Source organism: Bradyrhizobium sp. USDA 4510, from assembly GCF_054059095.1.
The window spans coordinates 5,681,456-5,701,179 of record NZ_JBSSBT010000001.1 but is presented as its reverse complement, the minus strand read 5'-3'; the positions used below and the strand labels follow the sequence as shown (position 1 = coordinate 5,701,179).

The following is a 19,724-nucleotide window of genomic DNA, read 5'->3' as shown; positions in this document are numbered from 1 at the left end:
GAATATCAGCATTTCCAAGGGATAACGCCATTCACAACAGTTCGATCCGCTCGGACGCAGGTGCGAGCAGACCCCCATCTCAGCACATTTTTATGACGCGTTGCGGCGCAGGACCGCGCGTCAGGGGCGCAGGTAGAGGTAACCTTGGGATTGCAGCTCGGCGAGGCGGACCCACCCCGCCGCGCTCGGCGGCAACGAAGCCGGGGAGCAAGTCGGCGAGGCCGATGTTCTGCGATTTCATGGTGTTGCCGCAGGCGGCGAACTCGATCCCATCCTTGGTGAACCGCGCGACATGTTTTGACAGCTCGGGATTGGCGGCTGCTGAATGAAACGCCTTCAGCGCCCGGCCGTGCACCACCAGCGCAATCGTCACATTGCCGGGGCCGCCGACGCCGTCGAGATGGTTCTGGATGTTGCCGATCACGAAATTGACCTTGTCGAGGTCATCGAGGTGATAGACCACCTTCAGCTTTTGCGGCGGTGCTTCGGTGGCGGCGCCGGCCTGGGACGCTGCCAAGACGGCGCCGATCGCTGAAAGCGTGCCCCAGAGGATGCTGCGTCGGCGCATGGCGTCTCTCGCGCAATTATTGTTGATCCAGTGTTGTCCCTTTGGGCAAACCTATCATTTGTGGCGGAGCGCAGCGAGTTCCTTGCGGTCGGTCACAAGTTCGGCGCATTCGCCCAAGTCCGCGCGATCGACGCGAAAGATCTTGTCGTCGGCGCCGGCGAACAGCGCTTCGCCCGCATCGTCGTCGGGTTTGTTGCGATTCCACACCATGATGCGGCCAAGGGGCGCAATCGCGGATTTATTGTCCTTGGACAACGCCACGGTGATACCGCCGCCCTCGCAATCCACGCCGCATTCGAAGCGTATTTCGTGGCAGTAGCCGCTGGAGTCGAAATTGCCAGGGCGGTGGCGGTACGCGACGCCGAGCCGGAATGAATAGTTGGTGGCCTTGTCCTCCGGAGCGTCTTCCGCTGACACCAGCAGCTTCATCGCGCTGACCTTCTGCTTCGGATGCTGCGCCAGATGATTTGCATCGTAGCGCCGCACGAAGCAGGCATAGGCTTTCGCGCCGGGCGGGCCCGCGAACATCCTGTTGTGGAAGGCGGCCGCCGCGGCCTTGTCGACGCCTTCCTGCGCCTGAACGGCTAACGGCGCGCCGGTCCAGGCGGCGGCTGCGAGTGCGACAACAAGGAGCGCCTGCTTCATGACCGGCTCGGGAATAGCCAGCGCCTCCAAGGTGTCATCTTTAAAGCGCGGCAATGGTGCCGCGCGGAACTGCGCGGGCTCGTTGCCTTAGTCGCGGCGACAAGGAGGCACGTTCAACCGCGGCTGAACGTTTGTTCATGAGAGTCCATGACGCGTGCATCTTGACGCCACGGCTGAACGGTCACACTTTTTCAGGGAAGCCCAACGTCCATCGCCGGACGGGAAGTTGCCCGCTCGGATGTCCGCTTCGGAGGCCTGGCCCCGGTAAACCACGGATGTGGCGAGGGGGTTACAGCCACCAAAAACAAGGGGATATTGATGAACCATTAAGCTTCCTGCCTGTTGATAAGGCAGAGGCTGCACGCGCCGTGCATTGCCGAACTGAGTCGGTCGAGTGTCCAATGGACCCAGCGTGCCGACGCTGATTCGATCCTAGGACGCTCTTGTTACGACTCGTGTCAGTCGTGCGGCGATACATATCGTGGAGAGAGGGATCATGTACAACGATTCTTTGTTCAACGCCTTCGCAAGGTCGTTTGAAGCGCGAAGCCAGACCGACATGTCGATGGCCGAGTATTTGGAGTCGTGTCGAAGTGATCCGATGCGATATGCAAATGCGGCCGAGCGGTTATTGGCGGCAATCGGTGAGCCCCAGATGATCGACACGGCCAAGGACCCACGCCTTGGCCGTATCTTTTTGAACCGTACGATCAGGTCGTATCCGGCCTTCGCCGGCTTCTACGGCATGGAGGATACGATCGAGCGCCTCGTCGGCTTCTTCCGTCACGCCGCGCAGGGCCTCGAAGAGCGCAAGCAGATCCTCTATCTGCTCGGGCCGGTCGGCGGCGGCAAGTCATCGCTCGCCGAGCGCATCAAGGCGCTGATGGAGATTCATCCGATCTACGTGCTGAAGGCGGGCGACGAGCTGTCGCCGGTGTTCGAGAGCCCGCTTGGGCTGTTTGATCCCGAGACGCTTGGCCCGATGATCGAGGAGAAGTACGGCATTCCGCGCCGCCGGCTGAGCGGGCTGATGTCGCCCTGGGCCTACAAGCGGCTCGAAGCCTTCGGTGGCGACATCTCGCAATTCCGCGTCGCGCGCATCCAGCCTTCAAGGCTGCGCCAGATCGCGGTTGCCAAGACCGAGCCCGGTGACGAGAACAACCAGGACATCTCCTCGCTGGTCGGCAAGGTCGACATCCGCAAGCTCGAGACCTACGCCCAGAACGATCCCGACGCCTACAGCTATTCCGGCGGCCTCAACCGCGCCAACCAGGGCGTGCTCGAGTTCGTCGAAATGTTCAAGGCACCGATCAAGATGCTGCACCCGCTGCTGACCGCGACGCAGGAGGGTAACTACATCGGCACCGAGAACATCGGCGCGATTCCGTTCACCGGCATCATCCTCGCGCACTCCAACGAGGCGGAGTGGCAGAGCTTCAAGACCAACAAGAACAACGAGGCCTTCATCGACCGCATCTGCGTCATCAAGGTCCCGTACGTCCTGCGGGTCACCGAGGAGCAGAAGATCTACGAGAAGCTGATCCAGGGCTCCGAGCTTGCCGCAGCACCTTGCGCTCCGGCGACGCTGGAGACGATGGCGCGCTTCTCGGTGATGTCGCGGCTGCGCAAGCACGAGAACTCGACGCTGTTTGGCAAGATGCGGGTCTATGACGGCGAGAGCCTCAAGGAATCCGATCCGAAGGCGCGCAGCGTTCAGGAGTACAAGGACGCGGCCGGCGTCGACGAGGGCATGGACGGCGTCTCCACCCGCTTTGCCTTCAAGGTGCTCGCCTCGACCTTCAACCATGACACCACCGAAGTCGGCGCCGATGCGGTGCACCTGATGTATGTGCTGGAGCAGGCGATCCGCCGCGAGCAGCTGCCTGACGAGACCGAGAAGCGCTATCTCGAATTCATCAAGGCCGACCTCGCGCCGCGTTATGCCGAGTTCATCGGCAACGAGATCCAGAAGGCCTATCTGGAATCCTACGCCGACTACGGTCAGAACCTGTTCGACCGCTATGTCGACTACGCCGACGCCTGGATCGAGGATCAGGACTTCAAGGATCCCGACACCGGCCAGCTGATGAACCGCGAGCTCCTGAACCAGGAGCTGACCAAGATCGAGAAGCCGGCCGGCATCGCCAACCCGAAGGACTTCCGCAACGAGGTCGTCAAGTTCTCGCTGCGCTCGCGGGCGCACAACGGCGGCAAGAACCCGAGCTGGACCTCCTACGAAAAGGTTCGCGACGTGATCGAGAAGCGGATATTCTCACAGGTCGAGGATCTGCTTCCGGTCATCTCGTTCGGCTCCAAGAAGGACGGCGAGACCGAGAAGAAGCACGGCGAGTTCGTCGAGCGGATGGTGGAGCGCGGCTATACCGAGCGCCAGGTCCGCCGGCTCGTCGAGTGGTACATGCGGGTGAAGCAGGCCGGCTAATACGCGATCCGGAAAGCCGGCACCGGCTTTCCGTTTCGTCTCGTCCTGTCCAATAAAATGCGATGCGACTGTCATGATCGCATCCGGTGAGGCAGATGCAACGTGGTCATGCATATCGTCGATCGGCGGTTGAATCCGGGTAGCAAGAGCCTGGAGAACCGCCAGCGCTTCCTGCGGCGCGCCAAGGCGCTGGTGCAGGGGGCCGTCAAGAAGTCGTCACAGGACCGGGACATCAAGGATGTCCTGGAAGGTGGCGAAGTGACAATCCCGCTGGACGGCATGGATGAGCCGCGGTTCCGGCGCGAGGGCGGCACACGTGACATGGTGCTGCCCGGCAACAAGAAGTTCGTCGAGGGCGACTGGCTGCAGCGCCCGAACCAAAGCGGCGCCAAGGGCTCCGGCGCAGGCGAGGGCGACAGCGAGGACGCCTTCCGCTTCGTGCTCAGCCGCGACGAATTCGTCGATCTCTTCCTCGACGACCTCGAACTGCCCGATCTTGCCAAACGCAAACTTGCGGAAACCGAAAGCGAAGGCATCCAGCGCGCCGGCTATGCGACGTCGGGCTCGCCCGCCAACATCTCGATCAGCCGCACGGTGAGCCGGGCGCTGGCGCGGCGCGTGGCACTGCGCCGGCCGCGCAAGGACGACATCGAGGCGCTCGAGGCGGAGCTTGCCGAATGCGATGACGATGCGCGGCGCCGCGAGCTGCTGGCGCTGCTCGAAGCGTTGAAGGCCAAGGCCAAACGGATCCCGTTCATCGATCCGATCGACATCCGCTACCGCCGCTTCGAGACGGTGCCGAAGCCGGTGGCGCAGGCCGTGATGTTCTGCCTGATGGACGTATCGGGCTCGATGTCCGAGCACATGAAGGATCTGGCGAAGCGGTTCTATATGCTGCTCTACGTGTTCCTGAAGCGGCGCTACAAGCACGTCGAGATCGTGTTCATCCGCCACACCGACCGCGCCGAGGAGGTCGACGAGGACACCTTCTTCCATGGCCCGGCTTCCGGCGGCACGCTGGTGTCGAGCGCGCTGGTCGCGATGAACGATATCGTCCGCACCCGCTTCCGTCCGGCCGACTGGAACATCTATGCCGCCCAGGCCTCGGACGGTGACAACATGACCTCGGACAGCGCGCTGACCGGTCACCTCCTGACCGACAAGATCCTGCCGGTCTGCCAGTTCTTCGCCTATCTCGAGGTCGGCGAAGCCGCCAACTACACTTTCGACATGCCGGACTCCTCGCTCTGGACGCTCTATGAGCGTCTGCGCAACGAGGGCGCGCCGCTGTCGATGCGCAAGGTGAGCGAGCGCGGCGAGATCTTCCCGGTGTTCCAGGACCTGTTCAAGCGCCGCAGCAAGCAGGAAAGGGTGTAGCGTGATGGGTTCTTCCGGGGAACGGCTGTTCGAGGGCGCCGATTGGGATTTCCAGACCTTGCAGCGGGTCCACGACGCCTGCGAGAAAATCGCGCGCACCGAGCTCGGGCTCGACGTCTATCCCAACCAGATCGAGGTGATCACCGCCGAGCAGATGCTCGACGCCTATTCCTCGGTCGGCATGCCGCTGTTCTACAAGCACTGGTCATTCGGCAAGCAATTCGCGTTCCAGGAAGCGTCCTATCGCAAGGGCCTGATGGGCCTCGCCTATGAGATCGTGATCAATTCCTCGCCGTGCATCTCCTATCTGATGGAGGAGAACACGGCGACGATGCAGACGCTGGTGATCGCGCACGCGGCGTTCGGGCACAATCACTTCTTCAAGAACAACTATCTGTTCAAGCAGTGGACCGACGCCGACGGCATTCTCGACTATCTGGAATTCGCCAAGGGCTACATCGCGGTCTGCGAGGACCGCCATGGCCGCGAGACGGTGGAGCGGACGCTCGATGCCGCGCATGCGCTGATGTCGCATGGCGTCGACCGCTATCCCGGAAAGAAGACGCTCGATTTGCGTGCCGAGGAGAAGCGGGCCGGCGAGCGCCGGCAGCACGAGGAAAGCGTGTTCAACGATTTGTGGCGGACGGTGCCGAACACCAAGGCCAAGAGCAAGGCTACGCTCACGGCCGAGCGCCGCCGCGCGCTGCTCGGCTTGCCGCAGGAGAACATCCTCTATTTCCTCGAGAAGACCGCGCCGCGCCTTGCACCCTGGCAGCGCGAGCTGATCCGCATCGTCCGCCACATCGCGCAGTATTTCTACCCGCAGGGCCAGACCAAGGTGATGAACGAGGGCACCGCGACCTACGTCCATTACCGCATCATGAGCCGGCTGCATCAGCAGGGCCGGCTCACCGACGGCAATTTCCTCGAATTCCTGCAGTCGCACACCAATGTGGTGTTCCAGCCCGAATTCGACGACCGCCGCTATTCCGGCTTCAATCCCTACGCGCTCGGCTTCGCCATGATGCAGGACATCGAGCGGATCGTGAAAAATCCGGAGGACGAGGACCGCGAGTGGTTTCCCGATATCGCCGGCAAGGGCGACGTCGAGGGCGTGCTGCGCGAGATCTGGAGCAACTACCGCGACGAGAGCTTCATCAACCAGTTCCTCAGCCCGGCGCTGATCCGGCGCTTCCGCATGTTCCATTTGCACGACGACCCCGCGGAAAGCCAGGGGATCAAGGTCGACGCGATCCACGACGAGCGCGGCTACCGCCGGGTCCGCCGCGAGCTGGCGCGGCAATACGACGTCGGCTTCGTCGACGCCAATATCGAGGTCGTGGATGTCGATCTCGACGGCGATCGCCGCCTGATGCTGCGTCACACCACCGTGAAGGGCGCGCAGCTCAACGAGACCGACGCGCGGCGCGTGCTGCAACACCTCGCCGATCTGTGGTCCTACGACGTCGCGCTGACCGAAATCGACGGCACCGACAAGGTGTTGAAGGAATACGTCGTCAGCCCGCGCGCGGCCGCGGTCGCGGCGTGAGGATCACGCTCTCGCTGACATGAGCGCGGCGCACACCGCCGCGCGGAATGCGAGTCTTGCTCGGTGAACCTTCATGTCTATCGAAGGCTCACATCATGAACATGCCGGCAACATTCCGACTTTGAAAGCGCATGGCGTTCTATGCGCGAGCGCGATTGCCGGCATGCGGAAATCTCGCGAGACGTTCTTGGTGATTGCCTGCGCGGACGCGATGGATAATGTGCGCCGCGTCAAGAAAACCAAGAAAAGGATATGCTCTTGTCAACTCGCTCCCGCCTGGCGGGCTTTCTCGCCTTCACCGCGCTCACGGCCTCGTTGATCTCGCCGTCCGTGGCAGCCGATACCGCGATCAAAATAGGAAACACCGCGCCCTATAGCGGCCCGGCGTCGGCCTACGGCACGATCGCGCGTGCCGAAGCCGCATATTTCCAGATGCTCAACGATCAGGGCGGCATCAACGGCCGCAAGATCGACTTCGAGAGTCTCGACGACGCCTATTCACCGTCGAAGACCGTCGAGCAGACCCGCAAGCTCGTCGAGCAGGACGAGGTGCTCGCGATCTTCAGCGCGGTCGGCACCGCGCCGAACATCTCGGTGCAGAAGTACCTCAACATCAAGCGCGTGCCGCAGCTGTTCGTGTCCTCCGGCGCGACGCGCTGGAACGATCCAAAACAGTTCCCGTGGACGGTCGGTTTCAATCCGACCTACGAGCTCGAAGGCCGGCTCTACGCAAAATACATCCTGAAGACCAAGCCGGATGCGAAGATCGCCGTCATCACGCCCAACGAGGACGCCGGCAAGGACTATCTGAGGGGTTTCAAGGACGGGCTCGGCGAGCATGTCGGCCAGATCGTCGCCGAGACCACGTATCTCACGACCGATCCCACCATCGATTCCCAGATGGTGACGATGCGCGAGTCCGGCGCGGACGTCTTCTTCGCGGAGGCGACGCCGAAATTCGCGGCCCAGGCGCTGCGCAAGGCGGCGAGCATGGGCTGGAAGCCGCTGACCATCCTTCCGACCGTCTCGAACTCGGTCTCCGCGGTGCTTGAACCGGCCGGTCTCGAGAACGTCATCGGCGTCGTGACCGGGCTCTATCTGAAGGATCCGACCGATCCGCGCTGGGCCGACGATCCCGCGCAGAAGGAGTTTGCGGACTGGATGAAGAAGTACCAGCCGAATGCGAGCCCGGGCGACCTCTTCAACGTGCAGGGCTACACGGTGGCGCAGGTCATGACGGCGGTGCTGAAGAACTGCAACGGCGATTACAGCCGCGCCAACATCATCAAGCAGGCGACCAATCTGAAGGCGCTCGAGCTGCCGATGCTGTTGCCCGGCATCAAGGTGCAGACCGAGCCCGACAATGTGACGCCGATCCGGCAAATCCAGATGGCGCGGTTCGACGGCAAGTCCTGGGCGCTGTTCGGCGACGTCTTGAGCGACAAGTAGCCGTCACCAACTCCGCTGTCGTCCCTGCCTGGTGCGCAATTGCGCACGGGAGCAGGGACGACACGGAGTGTGCTGCCACTGCTCAGCGCAGGCTGGCGTTGATCTTGTCCAGCACGGCTGAACCCGGGCACAGCGCTTGTTCGTCGAGCGTGTTGAGCGGCGTCTCGACGGTGTCGAGATGGGTGTGCAGATCCTCGGCATCCGGATCGACATAGAGCAGGCCAGTGACGATCTGGCCCTTGGCCGCGTGCTTCTGCAGGAAGGTCATCGCGCCCAGACGATCATGCGGATCGTAGTCGGCGTCGAGCTTGCGCAGCGCCAGTCTGGAGCCGTCATGCTGCTCGACCACCTGAACGGTGCCGGGCGCATAGTCGACGCTGATCGGATCGCGGCCGACCAGCACGTCGAGGCGATTCACCGCGTCATTGTGCTCGCGGACATAGTCAAAACTCTTGGTCGAGCCGGCGTGGTTGTTGAAGGCGATGCAGGGGCTGATCACGTCGATGAAGGACGCGCCCTGGTGGCGGATCGCAGCCGCGATCAGCGGCACCAGCTGGGTCTTGTCGCCGGAGAAAGAGCGCGCCACGAACGTGGCCCCGAGCTGCAGCGCGATCGCGACCAGGTCGATCGCGTTGTCGGTATTGACGACACCCTTCTTGGACTTCGAGCCGCGGTCGGCGGTGGCCGAGAACTGGCCCTTGGTCAGGCCGTACACGCCGTTGTTCTCGACGATGTAGGTCATGTTGACGGCGCGCCGGATCGAATGCGCGAACTGACCGAAGCCGATCGAGGCGGAATCGCCGTCGCCGGAGACGCCGAGATAGATCAGGTCGCGGTTGGCCAGGTTGGCGCCGGTCAGCACCGACGGCATGCGGCCGTGCACCGAGTTGAAGCCGTGCGAATTGCCGAGGAAATAGTCCGGCGTCTTCGACGAGCAGCCGATGCCGGAAATCTTCGCCACCCGGTGCGGCTCGATCGAGAGCTCGTAGCAGGCCTCGATGATCGAGGCGGTGATCGAATCGTGGCCGCAGCCGGCGCACAGCGTCGAGATCTTCCCCTCATAGTCGCGGTGGGTATAGCCCAGCTCGTTCTTCTTCAGGCCGGGATGATGAAACTTCGGCTTTGCAATGTAGGTCATGTCACGGCCTTGCGGAGAGGGGTCACCTTGAGATGATCCTGGTGGTCGCCGATCGCGCCCGCGATGAAGCGCGCGGTGATCGGCGTGCCGTCATAGTGCAGGATCGGCACCAGCCTGACGGGGTCGATGCCGTTCTCGTTGACGATCAGCTGGCGAAGCTGGGCGTCGCGGTTCTGCTCGACCACGTAGACGAAGTCGTGGTCGGCGATGAAGCTCGCGACGCTGGAGTGGAACGGGAAGGCGCGGATGCGCATGCGGTCGAGCTGGTGGCCGCGCGCCTCCAGGATCCCGATCGCCTCGTCCATCGCGGGCGAGGTCGAGCCGAAATAGATCACGCCGTATTTGGTCGGCTTCGCCGCATTGGCCTGCAGCGGCCGCGGCACCATGTCCTGCGCGGTCTCGAACTTGCGCACCAGGCGTTGCATGTTGTCGGCGTAGACCGCGCCTTCCTCGGAATAGCGCGCGTAGCGGTCGCGCGAGGTGCCGCGGGTGAAGTAGGAACCCTTGGTCGGATGCGTGCCGGGATAGGTGCGATAGGGGATGCCGTCGCCGTCGACGTCGAGATAGCGGCCGAAGTCGCGGCCTTCCTCGAGCATCTCCGCCGTCATCACCTTGCCGCGGTCGTATTGCTTGGCGTCGTCCCACTTCAGCGGGCGGCACAGCCGGTGGTTCATGCCGATGTCGAGATCGAGCATCAGGAAGATCGTGGTCTGCAGCCGCTCGGCGAGGTCGAAGGCGGCCGCGGCGAACTCGAACGCCTCCGCCGGATCTTCCGGGAACAGCAGCACGTGCTTGGTATCGCCGTGCGAGGCATAGGCGCAGGCGATCACGTCGCATTGCTGGGTGCGGGTCGGCATGCCCGTCGAGGGGCCGGCGCGCTGGATGTTCATGATCACGGCCGGGATCTCGGCGAAATAGGACAGGCCGATGAACTCGGTCATCAGCGAGATGCCGGGACCCGAGGTCGCGGTGAAGGCCCGTGCGCCGTTCCAGGAGGCGCCGATCACGATGCCGATCGAGGCGAGTTCGTCCTCGCCCTGCACGATGGCGTATTTCGCCTTGCCGGTTTCGGGATCGTGGCGGTACTTCTTGCAGTGGCTGGTGAAGGCCTCCGCCACCGATGATGACGGCGTGATCGGATACCACGCGCACACGGTGGCGCCGCCATAGACGGCGCCGAGCGCGGCCGCGCTGTTGCCTTCGACGAAGATGCGGTCGCCGACCTTGTCGGACTTCTTCACCCGCAGCCCGAGCGGACATTTCAGGTTCTGCAGCGCCCAGTCGCGGCCGAGATGCAGCGCATGGACGTTGGAGGACAGCAGCTTCTCCTTGCCCTTGTACTGCTCGCCGATCAGCTGCTCGACCAGCTTGGGATCGAGGTCGAGCAGGGCGCAGAGCGCGCCGAGATAGATGATGTTCTTGAACAGCTGGCGCTGCCTGGGATCGGTGTAGGTCGAGTTGGTGATCGCGGTCAGCGGCACGCCGATGACGGTGATGTCCTCGCGGAATTTCGACGACGGCATCGGCTTGGTCGAATCGTAGAACAGATAGCCGCCGGGCTCGATCGAGGCGACGTCCTTGTCCCAGGTCTGCGGGTTCATCGCCACCATCAGGTCGACGCCGCCGCGGGCGCCGAGATGACCGTCCTCGGTGACGCGCACCTCATACCAGGTCGGCAGGCCCTGGATGTTGGACGGGAAGATGTTGCGTGGCGAGACCGGCACGCCGTGGCGCAGGATCGAGCGCGCGAACAGCTCGTTGGCGGAAGCCGAGCCCGAACCGTTGACGTTGGCGAAGCGGACGACGAAGTCGTTTACGCTGCTGATCGGGCTTTGGACTGACATGTTGATCCCGCTTGAACCATATCGATGAGGTACTTCTGCATGTCCCAGGCGCCGGTCGGGCAGCGCTCGGCACACAGCCCGCAATGCAGGCAGACGTCTTCGTCCTTCACCATGACGCGGCCGGTCTTGAGGTCGCCGGAGACGTAGAGCGCCTGGTCGTGATGCGGCGAGGGCGCTTTCAGCCGCTGCCGCAAATCATCCTCCTCACCGTTCTCGGTGAAGCTGATGCAGTCCATCGGACAGATGTCGACGCAGGCGTCGCATTCGATGCAGAGCGGCGCGGAAAACACCGTCTGCACGTCGCAATTCAGGCAGCGCTGCGCCTCGCCGAGCGCGAGCTTGAGGTCGTAGCCGAGCTCGACCTCGGCGCGGATGTCCTTCAGCGCGACCACCTTGTCGCGATGCGGCACCTTGAAGCGCTTGTCGGCGGAGATGTCGTTGTCGTAGCTCCACTCGTGGATGCCCATCTTCTGCGAGGAGACGTGCACCTCGGGCAGCGGGCGCTCGTTGATGTCCTCGCCGGACAGCATGCGGTGGATGGAGAGCGCGGCGTCGTGGCCATGCGCCACCGCCCAGATGATGTTCTTCGGCCCGAACGCCGCATCGCCGCCGAAGAACACCTTCGGATTGGTCGAGACGAACGTCTTGGGATCGACCTTCGGCATGTGCCACTTGTCGAATTCGATGCCGCAATCGGCTTCGATCCAGGGGAACGCGTTCTCCTGGCCGACCGCAACGAGCACATCGTCGCAGGGCACGGTCTCGTCCGGCTCGCCCGAGGGCACCAGATTGCGGCGGCCCTTGGCGTCGTACTCCGCCTTCACCTTCTGGAAGGTGACGCCGATCAGCTTGCCGGCCACATGCTTGAACGCCACCGGCACCATGTAGTTCAGGATCGGGATGTCCTCGTGAAGCGCGTCTTCCTTCTCCCACGGCGAAGCCTTCATTTCCTCGAAGCCGGAGCGGACAATCACCTTGACGCTTTCGCCGCCGAGGCGGCGCGCGGTGCGGCAGCAATCCATCGCCGTGTTGCCGCCGCCGAGCACGATGACGCGGCGGCCGATCTTGTCGACGTGGCCGAACGACACGTTGGCCAGCCACTCGATGCCGATATGGATGTTGGCGGCGCCCTCCTTGCGGCCGGGGATGTCGAGCTCGCGGCCGCGCGGTGCGCCAGAGCCGACAAAGATCGCGTCATAGTTCTCGGCGAGCAGCTGCTCCAGGCTGTCGACGCGCTGACCACCCCTGAACTCGACACCGAGGTTCAGGATGTAGTCGGTCTCCTCGTCGATCACGCTGTCGGGCAGGCGGAATTTCGGAATCTGGCTGCGCATCATGCCGCCGGCCTTGGGATCGCCGTCGAACACGGTGCAGTGATAGCCGAGCGGCGCGAGATCGCGCGCCACGGCGAGCGAGGCAGGGCCGCCGCCGACCAGCGCGATGCGCTTGCCGTTCTTCGGCCCGGGCTTCGGCAGCCGATGCTTGATGTCGTCCTTGAAGTCGGCTGCGACGCGCTTCAGGCGGCAGATCGCGACCGGGTTGTCCTCGACCCGGCCGCGGCGGCATGCTGGCTCGCATGGACGGTCGCAGGTGCGCCCGAGAATGCCGGGGAACACGTTGGACTTCCAATTGATCATGTAGGCGTCGCTGTAACGCCCCTCAGCAATCAACCGGATGTACTCGGGAACGGGGGTGTGTGCGGGACAGGCCCATTGGCAATCGACTACTTTGTGGAAGTAGTCAGGCGCCGAGATATCAGTCGGTTTCATTCCTACCTTTGACCCGCGCGAAAATGCCAGACCCGCGCGGCCTTATCGTTGACGACGAACGCTCACGTGGCGTTGTTCTGGTTTTTGAATTGGATCATAGGCTTATCTTATTAGAGCCGTTCCAGAGAAGGCAAAGGCTAAATTGTCCGATCATCAGCTTTCGCGCGGCTGATGCGCGTGTAGCGTTAATCTCGATTGCGTTATGTGGCGGTGCAGCATGATCTGCACCGCCACGTTTGCTTGAGAAGATGTTTTTCGGGAAAGCGCTTCGCACGCTTTCGGATCAGGCTTACTCGCGCGGAAGGTCGCTCTTCGCGATATCCCACAACAGCCTGTAGACGCCGCTGGTGACCACGAGCGGCTTCAAGGCTGCATTGCCGGTGATGCCTGCGGCCGCTGCGGGGATCGCGCCGACGTCGGTGGCGTCGATCAGCACGAACCAGTCGCCGGCCCCGGGATCGGGTTTCGCCGCATCCGGCGTGAGCGGTTTCGACAGATCAGGGTCGTTCTCCAGAAGGTGCATCGAGATGGTGCCGTCGCGCGAAGCTGGATCGAGTTGCTCCCGCAATGCAGCGCGAAGTTTGTCCGCGCCTTCGGCGGGCGGGCGCAGGCGGATGATGCCGAGGGCTGCGCCCCTGCCGACGCCGCGGCTGATCGTGATGCGCGCGACCCCGCGGATCATGTTCTGAAAGCGCGCGATATTGGCCTTCGACCAGTCGGTCTGGTTGGCGAGCGCCTTGCGATAGGCCAGGCTCTCGAGCACATCGAAGGTCGCGGTCGAGTAGAGGCTGAGATATTTCGGCTTGCCGTCATGGGCGACGTAGCGGCGGGCTTCCAGAAAGCCGTCGATGGCGACCCGTTCCTCGAGATGCTCGCGGTCGTACCAGCGATTGAATTCAGCTTCGTGCAAGCTGTCGATATCCATCGAAGTCAGCAGCATGCCTTGTCCGGCGATTGGCATCGAGTGCTCCTTTTTTGCCTGTTTTATCCGCGCAATATCGCCTGATCGCGCAAACCAGGGAAGCCGGTTCCCGTCACCACAGACCAAGGATTGCCACAATTGCTGCAATGCTGTTCAGCACCGGTTCACAGAGGTAGCATTTCATTCGTTACGCCAACTCTCGAGAAGAAAAGGGACGACCACCATGGCACGCATTCTGTGGGCATTGATCGTCGGTCTGGTGTCGCTCGCCTCGCTTCCCGTGCATGCGCAGGATCAGGAAAAGCGTCTCGCACTTGTCGTCGGCAACGGCGCCTATGAGGCCGGCGCGTTGCAGACCGCCGCGAACGACGCCGGTCTGATCGCGCAGACCTTGCAGGCCGCCGGCTTCGACGTGATCGGCGCACGCGATCTCGACGGCGAGACGCTGCGCAAATCGTTCCGCGATTTCATCCAGAAGGTGCAGGAGGCGGGGCCCAATGCCGTCGCCTTCGTCTATCTCGCCGGTTACGGCGTGCAGCTCACCGGCGAGAACTATTTCGTGCCGGTCGATGCCAAGATTGCCCGCGACACCGACGTGCCGGTCGAGGCGATCCGCATCTCCGACTACAGCCACCAACTCTCGGCGCTGCCGATCAAGGCTGGCGTGATCGTGCTCGATGCGGCGCGCAGCAATCCCTTCGCCAAGGAAGGCCAGCCGCTGGCCGGCGGTCTTGCGCTGGTCGATCCCGATCCGAAGATGCTGATCGCCTTCAACTCGGCGCCCGGCACCGTTGCTCCTGACGGTGCGCCGCCCTACGGGCCTTACGCGCAAGCACTGGCGGAAATGATCCGCACCGGCGGCCTGACTCTGCCCGAGGTGTTCGACCGCGTCCGCCTGCGGGTCAACGAGATGACCAAGGGCGCCGAGATCCCGTGGGATGCGCACAAGGTCGACGCGCCCTTCATGTTCTTCGAGCGCAAGCCGGACGCGCCGCCGCAGCAGGTCGATGCCGGGCTGCGCACCAAGCCGATCCGCGATTTCTCGGCGCAGGATGCCTACGCCGCGGCGCTGGAGCGCGACACGCTGCAGGGCTACGAGGATTACCTGCAGGCCTATCCGAACGATCCGCTGGCCAAGCGCGTGCGCGCGATCGTGGCGGCGCGGCGCGAGGCGATCACCTGGCGGCGCACCTACAACGCCGACTCGACTGATGCGTATTGGTCGTATCTGCGGCGCTATCCGCGCGGGCCGCATGCCTACGACTGCCGGCGCCGGCTCGCCTATCTGTCGGCCGCGCTGGAGCCGCCGGCGCAGTTCACGGTGCTCGACTACGACGTGCCGCCACCGCCGCCCGACGAGATCGACTATGTCGACCGCCCGGTGCTGTATTACAGCGATCCGGTGTTCGCCTTCGCGCCGCCACCGCCGCCGCCGGTGTTCTTCCTGCCGCCGCCGCCGCCGGACTTCGTCGTGCTGCCGCCACCGCCGCCGCCGATCGGCCTGTACTTGCTGCCGACGCCGATGTTCGTGGCGATGCCGGCCTATGTCGCCGCACCGGCCTATGTCGTGCCGCCGCAGAACAACATCGTGTTCAACAACATCCACAACACCACGGTCATCAACACGGTCATCAACAATCCCAACCCGACGCCGGCGCAGCTCCATGCGGCCGGGGTGACGGCGGCGATGGGCGGCGCGCCGGTGACGGCGGCACCGCGACTGCCGGCCGCGGCGATGCAGCGCGCCAATCTGCCGGGCGCTCCGCAAGGCGCGACGCCCGCGCAGGGCGCGGCGATGGGAGCTCCGCGCGCCGCACCGAACGCTGCCGCGGCGCCGAACGCTGCTGCCACTCCGAATGCTGCCGCCGCTCCGAATGCGATGGGCGCGCAGGGCACGCCGGGTGCGCATACCCTGCCGGGCGCGAAAAATGGACCGCCGCTGCCGCAGTCGGCGACCGCACCGGCCAATGCCATGCAGCATGGCGCTGTGCCGCCGGGAGCCGCACAACCCGGCGCCGCGCAACCTGGCGCAAAGCCGAATGCGGTGGTGCCGGGCAAGCCGGCGACTGCCATGGCGCCTGCCAATGCGCAGCCTGCTCCTCCGGCCAAGCCCGGTGCCGCGCCGGCGACAAACGCGCCCGCCTCACCCGCGGCCGCCGGCAAGCCAGGTGCGCAACCGCTTCCGCATGCGGCGACCGCGCCGACCGCAAACGTGAAGCCCTCGGCGGCGCCGTCGCCGGCGAACAGCGCGATGTCGACACGGCCGACGCCGGCGGCGCACCCGGCACCCGCGCGCGCCGCAGTGTCGCCGGCGCCGGTCTCCCGGCCCGCGCCGGCGCATGCGGCAGCTCCGCCGGTCCATGCCGCAGTTCCGCCCGTGCGGGCTGCGGCTCCCCCGCCGCGGCCGGTTGCCCCGCCACCTCGTGCTGCGGCTTTGCCGCCGCGTCCGGCGCCGGCACCGGCTCCGCGCGCCGCGCCGCCGCCTCGGCCGGCGATGCAGGTGCAACATGCAGCGCCGCCACCGCGGATGGCGGCGCCGCCAAGGCCCGCGGCCGCGGCGCCACGGGCAGCGCCGGCATGTCCTCCCGGCAAGTGCAAACATTGAGGGAAGCAAGGGAGCCGGTCGAGTTCTTCACCGGCTCCTTGACGTCGGGTGCGTTCCGGCGGCGGTCTAGCGCTTGGCCGCGAGGTCGGCGATCGCCTTCATCACGGCGTTGCGGATGCCGGGATCGTAGAGGATGTGGCCGGCGCCATCGATGATGCGGACCTCGCTGCCCGGCCAGCGCGCGGCGAGCGCGTGCGATGTTGCGGGCGGGCACAACAGATCGTAACGGCCCTGGACCAGGATGCCGGGAATGCCGGCGAGCTTGCCGGCCTCGTCCATCAATTGACGCGGCCGCATGAAGCAATCGTTGGCGAAGTAGTGCGCCTCCATGAACGGCGTCGAGGGCAGGGCGCCTGAGGCCTTGAGATCGAGCCGCGTCTGCTTCGGCGTGTGCTCCGACAACGCGCGTTCGGTGTCGTGCCAGGCGCGCGCGGTCGGCGCATGCACGGCGGCGTCGGGATCGAGGATGCGGCGATAATAGGCCGCAAGCGGTGCTGCGCGCTCGCTCTCGGGCAGGAAGTTGAGGAAGTCCTCGTGGAGGGCGGGATAGAAGCGCGGCAGGGCGCGCAGGAAAACGTCGTCCAGCTCCTCGGCTGTGCCGAGAAACGTCGCGCGCAGTGCGAGCCCGCTGACCCGCTCGGGATGGGCCTGCGCATAGGCCAGCGCCAGCGTCGCGCCCCAGGAGCCGCCGACCACCATCCAGCGCGCGAAGCCGAACCGCTCGCGGATCTTCTCCATGTCCGCGATCAGGTGCTGCGTCGTGTTGTTGTCGCGGCTGCCCTTCGGCCGGCTGCGGCCGCAGCCGCGCTGGTCGAACAGCACGGCGTGAAAGCGCTCGGGATCGAACAGCCGGCGATGATCGGGCTGGCAGCCGCTACCGGGGCCGCCATGCAGATAGACCGCGGGAATGCCACCCTCGCGCCCGACGCTCTCGACATGGAGATCGTGGCCATCGCCGACGTCGAGCCATTCCGACGTCAGCGGCGCAAAGGGATCGGCACGCCTCGCGGCCTTGCCGACGTCGGCGTCAGGCGCCATTGCGCTTGTCCTGGGATTCGTTTCGGGGGGCGTCCGTCTCCAACGTGCCGCCGGCGAAGTTACGATACAGGAAGCGGTTCTGCGTGCCGGCGGATTCCTGCTCGGCCTGCTTGAAGATCTCCTCGTGTCGCGGCGACAGCGCGCAGGCCGGGTCGGTGTTGCCGGCATCGCCGGTCAGCGCAAAGGCCTGGCAGCGGCAGCCGCCGTAATCGATCTCGCGGAATTCGCAACCCTTGCACGGCTCCGGCATCCAGCCGGTGCCGCGATAGCGGTTGAAGGCCTCCGAGTTCTGCCAGATCCAGGCGATCGAATGATTCGAGCGCACCGATTCGAATTCAAGCCCGGTGATGCTTTCGGCGGCGTGGCACGGCAGCACCTTGCCGGCCGGCGAGATGTTGAAGAACTGGCGGCCCCAGCCGCCCATGCATTTCTTCGGCCGCAGCGCGTAGTAATCCGGCACCACATAGTCGATCGCAAGCGTGCCCTTCAGGCGCATTTGGGCTTCCTCGACGATGCGGCTGGTCTCCTCGATCTGCTCGATCGTCGGCATCAGCGCGGCACGGTTCTTCAGCGCCCAGCCGTAATACTGCACGTTGGCGACCTCGAGCCGGTCGGCGTCGAGGTCGACCGCCATCTGGATGATGTCGGTCAGCTGATGCAGGTTCTGCCGGTGCATCACCGCATTCACCGTGAGCGGCAATTCGAGCTCGCGCGTCCATTTGGCGACCTCGAGCTTCTTCTTGTGCGCGTCCTTCAGCCCGGCCACGCGGTCGGCGACGTTGGGCTCGTTGCCCTGAAAACTGATCTGCACATGGCTGAGGCCGGCGTCGGCCAGCGCCGAAAGCTTGTCCCTGGTCAACAGCACGGCCGAGGTGATCAGGTTGGAATAGAGCCCGACATCGGTCGCGTGCTGCACCAGCTCGACGATGTCCTTGCGCGCGGTCGGCTCGCCGCCGGAGAAATGGATCTGCAGCACGCCGAGCTCGGCAAGCTCGCTCAGCACCTTCTTCCATTCGTCCGTGGTGAGCTCGGTCGAGCCGCGGTCGAGCTCGACCGGGTTCGAGCAGTAGGGGCATTGCAGCGGGCAGCGGTGGGTGATCTCGAGCAGCACCGCAAGGGGAATGCCGTAGGTCTCGGCCGCCGAGCGGCGGCTCTCCAGCACGGCGAGCCCATCGCTTGGGGCTGCGCTCGGGCCCGGCGCTGTCGTCTTGGTGTCGGCGAGCGTGTCGCTCATGCTGTGCTCTCGCGCGCTTCGGTGAGAAAACCCTTGTCGGCCAGATCCTGCAGCATCGCGATCACGTCGGTCGCGATCGCCTCGCGTGGGGCGGCGTATTTTTCGGCGAGCTGGTCCACCATCTCGGCGACACTGCGCATGCCGTCACACAGCTGCAGCACCTCGACCGCGATCTCATCCGGCGCCAGCACGCGCTCCGGCGCCAGGATCACCCAGACCTGCCGCGTCTCGTCGAATTTCAGCTTGGTATGGCGCGGCAGTTTCGGCCGGCTGGTCTCGCTGACGCTGATGTTGCGGCTGGCCATGATCTAAGTCTCTTTGTCTGAGCATGATCTTTCGGAAAACCGGCTCCCACTTTTCCGGATCATGCTCTAACCTGTCTTCGGCACGAACGCGCCGGGCGGAATCTGGCCGTCGACATACGCATGATACAGCGCGTCGAGCTGCACCCACAGCACGTTGGTCTTGAAGATCAGCGCGTTGCAGACCGCTTCGCGCTCCGCCGGCGTCTTGGCGTGCTGCTTGACATAATCAAGCGCGAAGCCGGCGTCGCGCGGCGCCTGGGTGAGGCGGCGGCTGAAATAGCTCATGATGTCGGGGTTGACGAAGTCGTAGTGCTTCAGCATCCCCGAGATGCGCTCCTCGTGCAGGTTCGGCGCGAACAGTTCGGTGAGCGAGGAGGCGATCGCCTCCAGCGGCGTGCGATCGCGGCAGAAATGCACATAAGCTTCGACGGCGAAGCGCGTCGCCGGCAGAATGCCTTCGGTTGACTCCACATAGGCCGTGTCGAGCCCGAGGCCTTCTGTCAACTTCAGCCAGCGCTCGATGCCGCCTTCATTGCCGACATCGCCGTCGTGATCCTCGATGCGGTGGCGCCATTCGATCCTTGTGTTGCGGTCGCGGAAGCGCGAGATCACCATCGCGTCCTTCAGCGGGATTGTGCTCTGGTAGTAATAGCGGTTCAGCGCCCAGGCCTGGACCTGGCCCTTGTTGAGCTTGCCGCCGTGCAGCAGGCGGTGGAACGGGTGCAGGCTGTGATACCGCGTGGCACCGATCGTGCGCAGCGTCGCCTCCATCTCCTCGGCAGTGTCGAGCGTGATGCCCTTGCCGATCGAGAGCGCGGTCATTCCTGAGGTCAGCACGACA

At 64.6% G+C, this 19,724-nt stretch carries 14 protein-coding genes and 1 pseudogene; 5 read left to right on the top strand and 10 right to left on the bottom strand.

Going from position 1 to position 19,724, the window contains the following annotated elements; genetic code table 11:
- Positions 1 to 120 precede the first annotated feature (120 nt).
- Together ACVMDN_RS26580 and ACVMDN_RS26575 are read right to left on the bottom strand one after the other, a co-directional pair.
- Positions 121 to 568: pseudogene (locus tag ACVMDN_RS26580) on the bottom strand (DsrE family protein).
- A 54-nt stretch (positions 569 to 622) separates the two neighbouring features.
- On the bottom strand, positions 623 to 1,213 hold the full coding sequence (locus ACVMDN_RS26575) for a hypothetical protein (protein ID WP_076824213.1): 591 nt from the start codon (positions 1,211 to 1,213) through the stop codon (positions 623 to 625).
- A gap of 496 nt (positions 1,214 to 1,709) precedes the next feature.
- Here ACVMDN_RS26575 and ACVMDN_RS26570 point away from each other — a divergent pair, with 496 nt between their 5' ends.
- The 4 genes from ACVMDN_RS26570 (at position 1,710) to ACVMDN_RS26555 (ending at position 8,028) form a co-directional block, all read left to right on the top strand.
- A complete protein-coding gene (locus ACVMDN_RS26570) occupies positions 1,710 to 3,653 on the top strand; it encodes a PrkA family serine protein kinase (protein ID WP_038382967.1) in 1,944 nt (647 codons plus the stop codon).
- A 108-nt stretch (positions 3,654 to 3,761) separates the two neighbouring features.
- On the top strand, positions 3,762 to 5,030 hold the full coding sequence (locus ACVMDN_RS26565) for a YeaH/YhbH family protein (RefSeq protein ID WP_076823957.1): 1,269 nt from the start codon (positions 3,762 to 3,764) through the stop codon (positions 5,028 to 5,030).
- Between the two features lie 4 nt (positions 5,031 to 5,034).
- Positions 5,035 to 6,579 (top strand): SpoVR family protein, encoded by a 1,545-nt coding sequence (locus ACVMDN_RS26560; protein WP_057014891.1) that lies wholly within the window; start codon positions 5,035 to 5,037, stop codon positions 6,577 to 6,579.
- 258 nt (positions 6,580 to 6,837) lie between these two features.
- Positions 6,838 to 8,028, top strand: coding sequence for an ABC transporter substrate-binding protein (locus ACVMDN_RS26555; RefSeq protein ID WP_076824215.1), 1,191 nt, complete (start codon positions 6,838 to 6,840; stop codon positions 8,026 to 8,028).
- 82 nt (positions 8,029 to 8,110) lie between these two features.
- Here the strand turns inward: ACVMDN_RS26555 and ACVMDN_RS26550 are convergent, their stop codons facing one another.
- The 4 genes from ACVMDN_RS26550 to ACVMDN_RS26535 form a co-directional block, all read right to left on the bottom strand.
- The gene (locus ACVMDN_RS26550; protein WP_057014892.1) at positions 8,111 to 9,166 is read right to left on the bottom strand and encodes a 2-oxoacid:ferredoxin oxidoreductase subunit beta; all 1,056 of its coding nucleotides are present in this window, start codon (positions 9,164 to 9,166) and stop codon (positions 8,111 to 8,113) included.
- Entirely contained in the window at positions 9,163 to 11,010 is a 1,848-nt protein-coding gene (locus tag ACVMDN_RS26545; RefSeq protein ID WP_018273082.1) for a 2-oxoacid:acceptor oxidoreductase subunit alpha, read from the bottom strand. The genes ACVMDN_RS26550 and ACVMDN_RS26545 overlap by 4 nt, the downstream gene beginning before the upstream one ends.
- On the bottom strand, positions 10,980 to 12,779 hold the full coding sequence (locus tag ACVMDN_RS26540; RefSeq protein WP_456834835.1) for an FAD-dependent oxidoreductase: 1,800 nt from the start codon (positions 12,777 to 12,779) through the stop codon (positions 10,980 to 10,982). The genes ACVMDN_RS26545 and ACVMDN_RS26540 overlap by 31 nt, the downstream gene beginning before the upstream one ends.
- A 289-nt stretch (positions 12,780 to 13,068) precedes the next feature.
- Entirely contained in the window at positions 13,069 to 13,740 is a 672-nt protein-coding gene (locus ACVMDN_RS26535) for a DUF4286 family protein (RefSeq protein WP_076823962.1), read from the bottom strand.
- A gap of 184 nt (positions 13,741 to 13,924) precedes the next feature.
- Here ACVMDN_RS26535 and ACVMDN_RS26530 point away from each other — a divergent pair, with 184 nt between their 5' ends.
- Positions 13,925 to 16,306, top strand: coding sequence for a caspase family protein (locus ACVMDN_RS26530; RefSeq protein WP_253589601.1), 2,382 nt, complete (start codon positions 13,925 to 13,927; stop codon positions 16,304 to 16,306).
- A gap of 66 nt (positions 16,307 to 16,372) precedes the next feature.
- Here ACVMDN_RS26530 and pip read toward each other — a convergent pair whose 3' ends face one another.
- The 4 genes from pip to pqqC all read right to left on the bottom strand — a co-directional run bounded on the left by pip (position 16,373) and on the right by pqqC (position 19,705).
- On the bottom strand, positions 16,373 to 17,344 hold the full coding sequence (gene pip, locus ACVMDN_RS26525; protein WP_076823966.1) for a prolyl aminopeptidase: 972 nt from the start codon (positions 17,342 to 17,344) through the stop codon (positions 16,373 to 16,375).
- A complete protein-coding gene (pqqE, locus tag ACVMDN_RS26520) occupies positions 17,334 to 18,578 on the bottom strand; it encodes a pyrroloquinoline quinone biosynthesis protein PqqE (protein WP_076823968.1) in 1,245 nt (414 codons plus the stop codon). The genes pip and pqqE overlap by 11 nt, the downstream gene beginning before the upstream one ends.
- Positions 18,575 to 18,883: a pyrroloquinoline quinone biosynthesis peptide chaperone PqqD gene (pqqD, locus tag ACVMDN_RS26515; RefSeq protein ID WP_057014898.1), complete on the bottom strand. Its 309-nt coding sequence runs from the start codon at positions 18,881 to 18,883 to the stop codon at positions 18,575 to 18,577. Before pqqD ends, pqqE begins: the two co-directional genes overlap by 4 nt.
- Positions 18,884 to 18,949: 66 nt before the next feature.
- Positions 18,950 to 19,705, bottom strand: a complete 756-nt coding sequence (gene pqqC, locus ACVMDN_RS26510; RefSeq protein WP_076824217.1) for a pyrroloquinoline-quinone synthase PqqC — start codon at positions 19,703 to 19,705, stop codon at positions 18,950 to 18,952.
- Between the last annotated feature and the right edge of the window lie 19 nt (positions 19,706 to 19,724).

What these genes read in the sequence shown, in the direction of transcription:
- ACVMDN_RS26575 (WP_076824213.1), bottom strand. Translation starts at nt 1,213, where the DNA reads ATGAAGCAGGCGCTCCTTGTTGTCGCACTCGCAGCCGCCGCCTGGACC.
- ACVMDN_RS26570 (WP_038382967.1), top strand. Translation starts at nt 1,710, where the DNA reads ATGTACAACGATTCTTTGTTCAACGCCTTCGCAAGGTCGTTTGAAGCG.
- ACVMDN_RS26565 (WP_076823957.1), top strand. Translation starts at nt 3,762, where the DNA reads ATGCATATCGTCGATCGGCGGTTGAATCCGGGTAGCAAGAGCCTGGAG.
- ACVMDN_RS26560 (WP_057014891.1), top strand. Translation starts at nt 5,035, where the DNA reads ATGGGTTCTTCCGGGGAACGGCTGTTCGAGGGCGCCGATTGGGATTTC.
- ACVMDN_RS26550 (WP_057014892.1), bottom strand. Translation starts at nt 9,166, where the DNA reads ATGACCTACATTGCAAAGCCGAAGTTTCATCATCCCGGCCTGAAGAAG.
- ACVMDN_RS26545 (WP_018273082.1), bottom strand. Translation starts at nt 11,010, where the DNA reads ATGTCAGTCCAAAGCCCGATCAGCAGCGTAAACGACTTCGTCGTCCGC.
- ACVMDN_RS26540 (WP_456834835.1), bottom strand. Translation starts at nt 12,779, where the DNA reads ATGAAACCGACTGATATCTCGGCGCCTGACTACTTCCACAAAGTAGTC.
- ACVMDN_RS26535 (WP_076823962.1), bottom strand. Translation starts at nt 13,740, where the DNA reads ATGCCAATCGCCGGACAAGGCATGCTGCTGACTTCGATGGATATCGAC.
- ACVMDN_RS26530 (WP_253589601.1), top strand. Translation starts at nt 13,925, where the DNA reads ATGGCACGCATTCTGTGGGCATTGATCGTCGGTCTGGTGTCGCTCGCC.
- pip (WP_076823966.1), bottom strand. Translation starts at nt 17,344, where the DNA reads ATGGCGCCTGACGCCGACGTCGGCAAGGCCGCGAGGCGTGCCGATCCC.
- pqqE (WP_076823968.1), bottom strand. Translation starts at nt 18,578, where the DNA reads ATGAGCGACACGCTCGCCGACACCAAGACGACAGCGCCGGGCCCGAGC.
- pqqD (WP_057014898.1), bottom strand. Translation starts at nt 18,883, where the DNA reads ATGGCCAGCCGCAACATCAGCGTCAGCGAGACCAGCCGGCCGAAACTG.
- pqqC (WP_076824217.1), bottom strand. Translation starts at nt 19,705, where the DNA reads ATGACCGCGCTCTCGATCGGCAAGGGCATCACGCTCGACACTGCCGAG.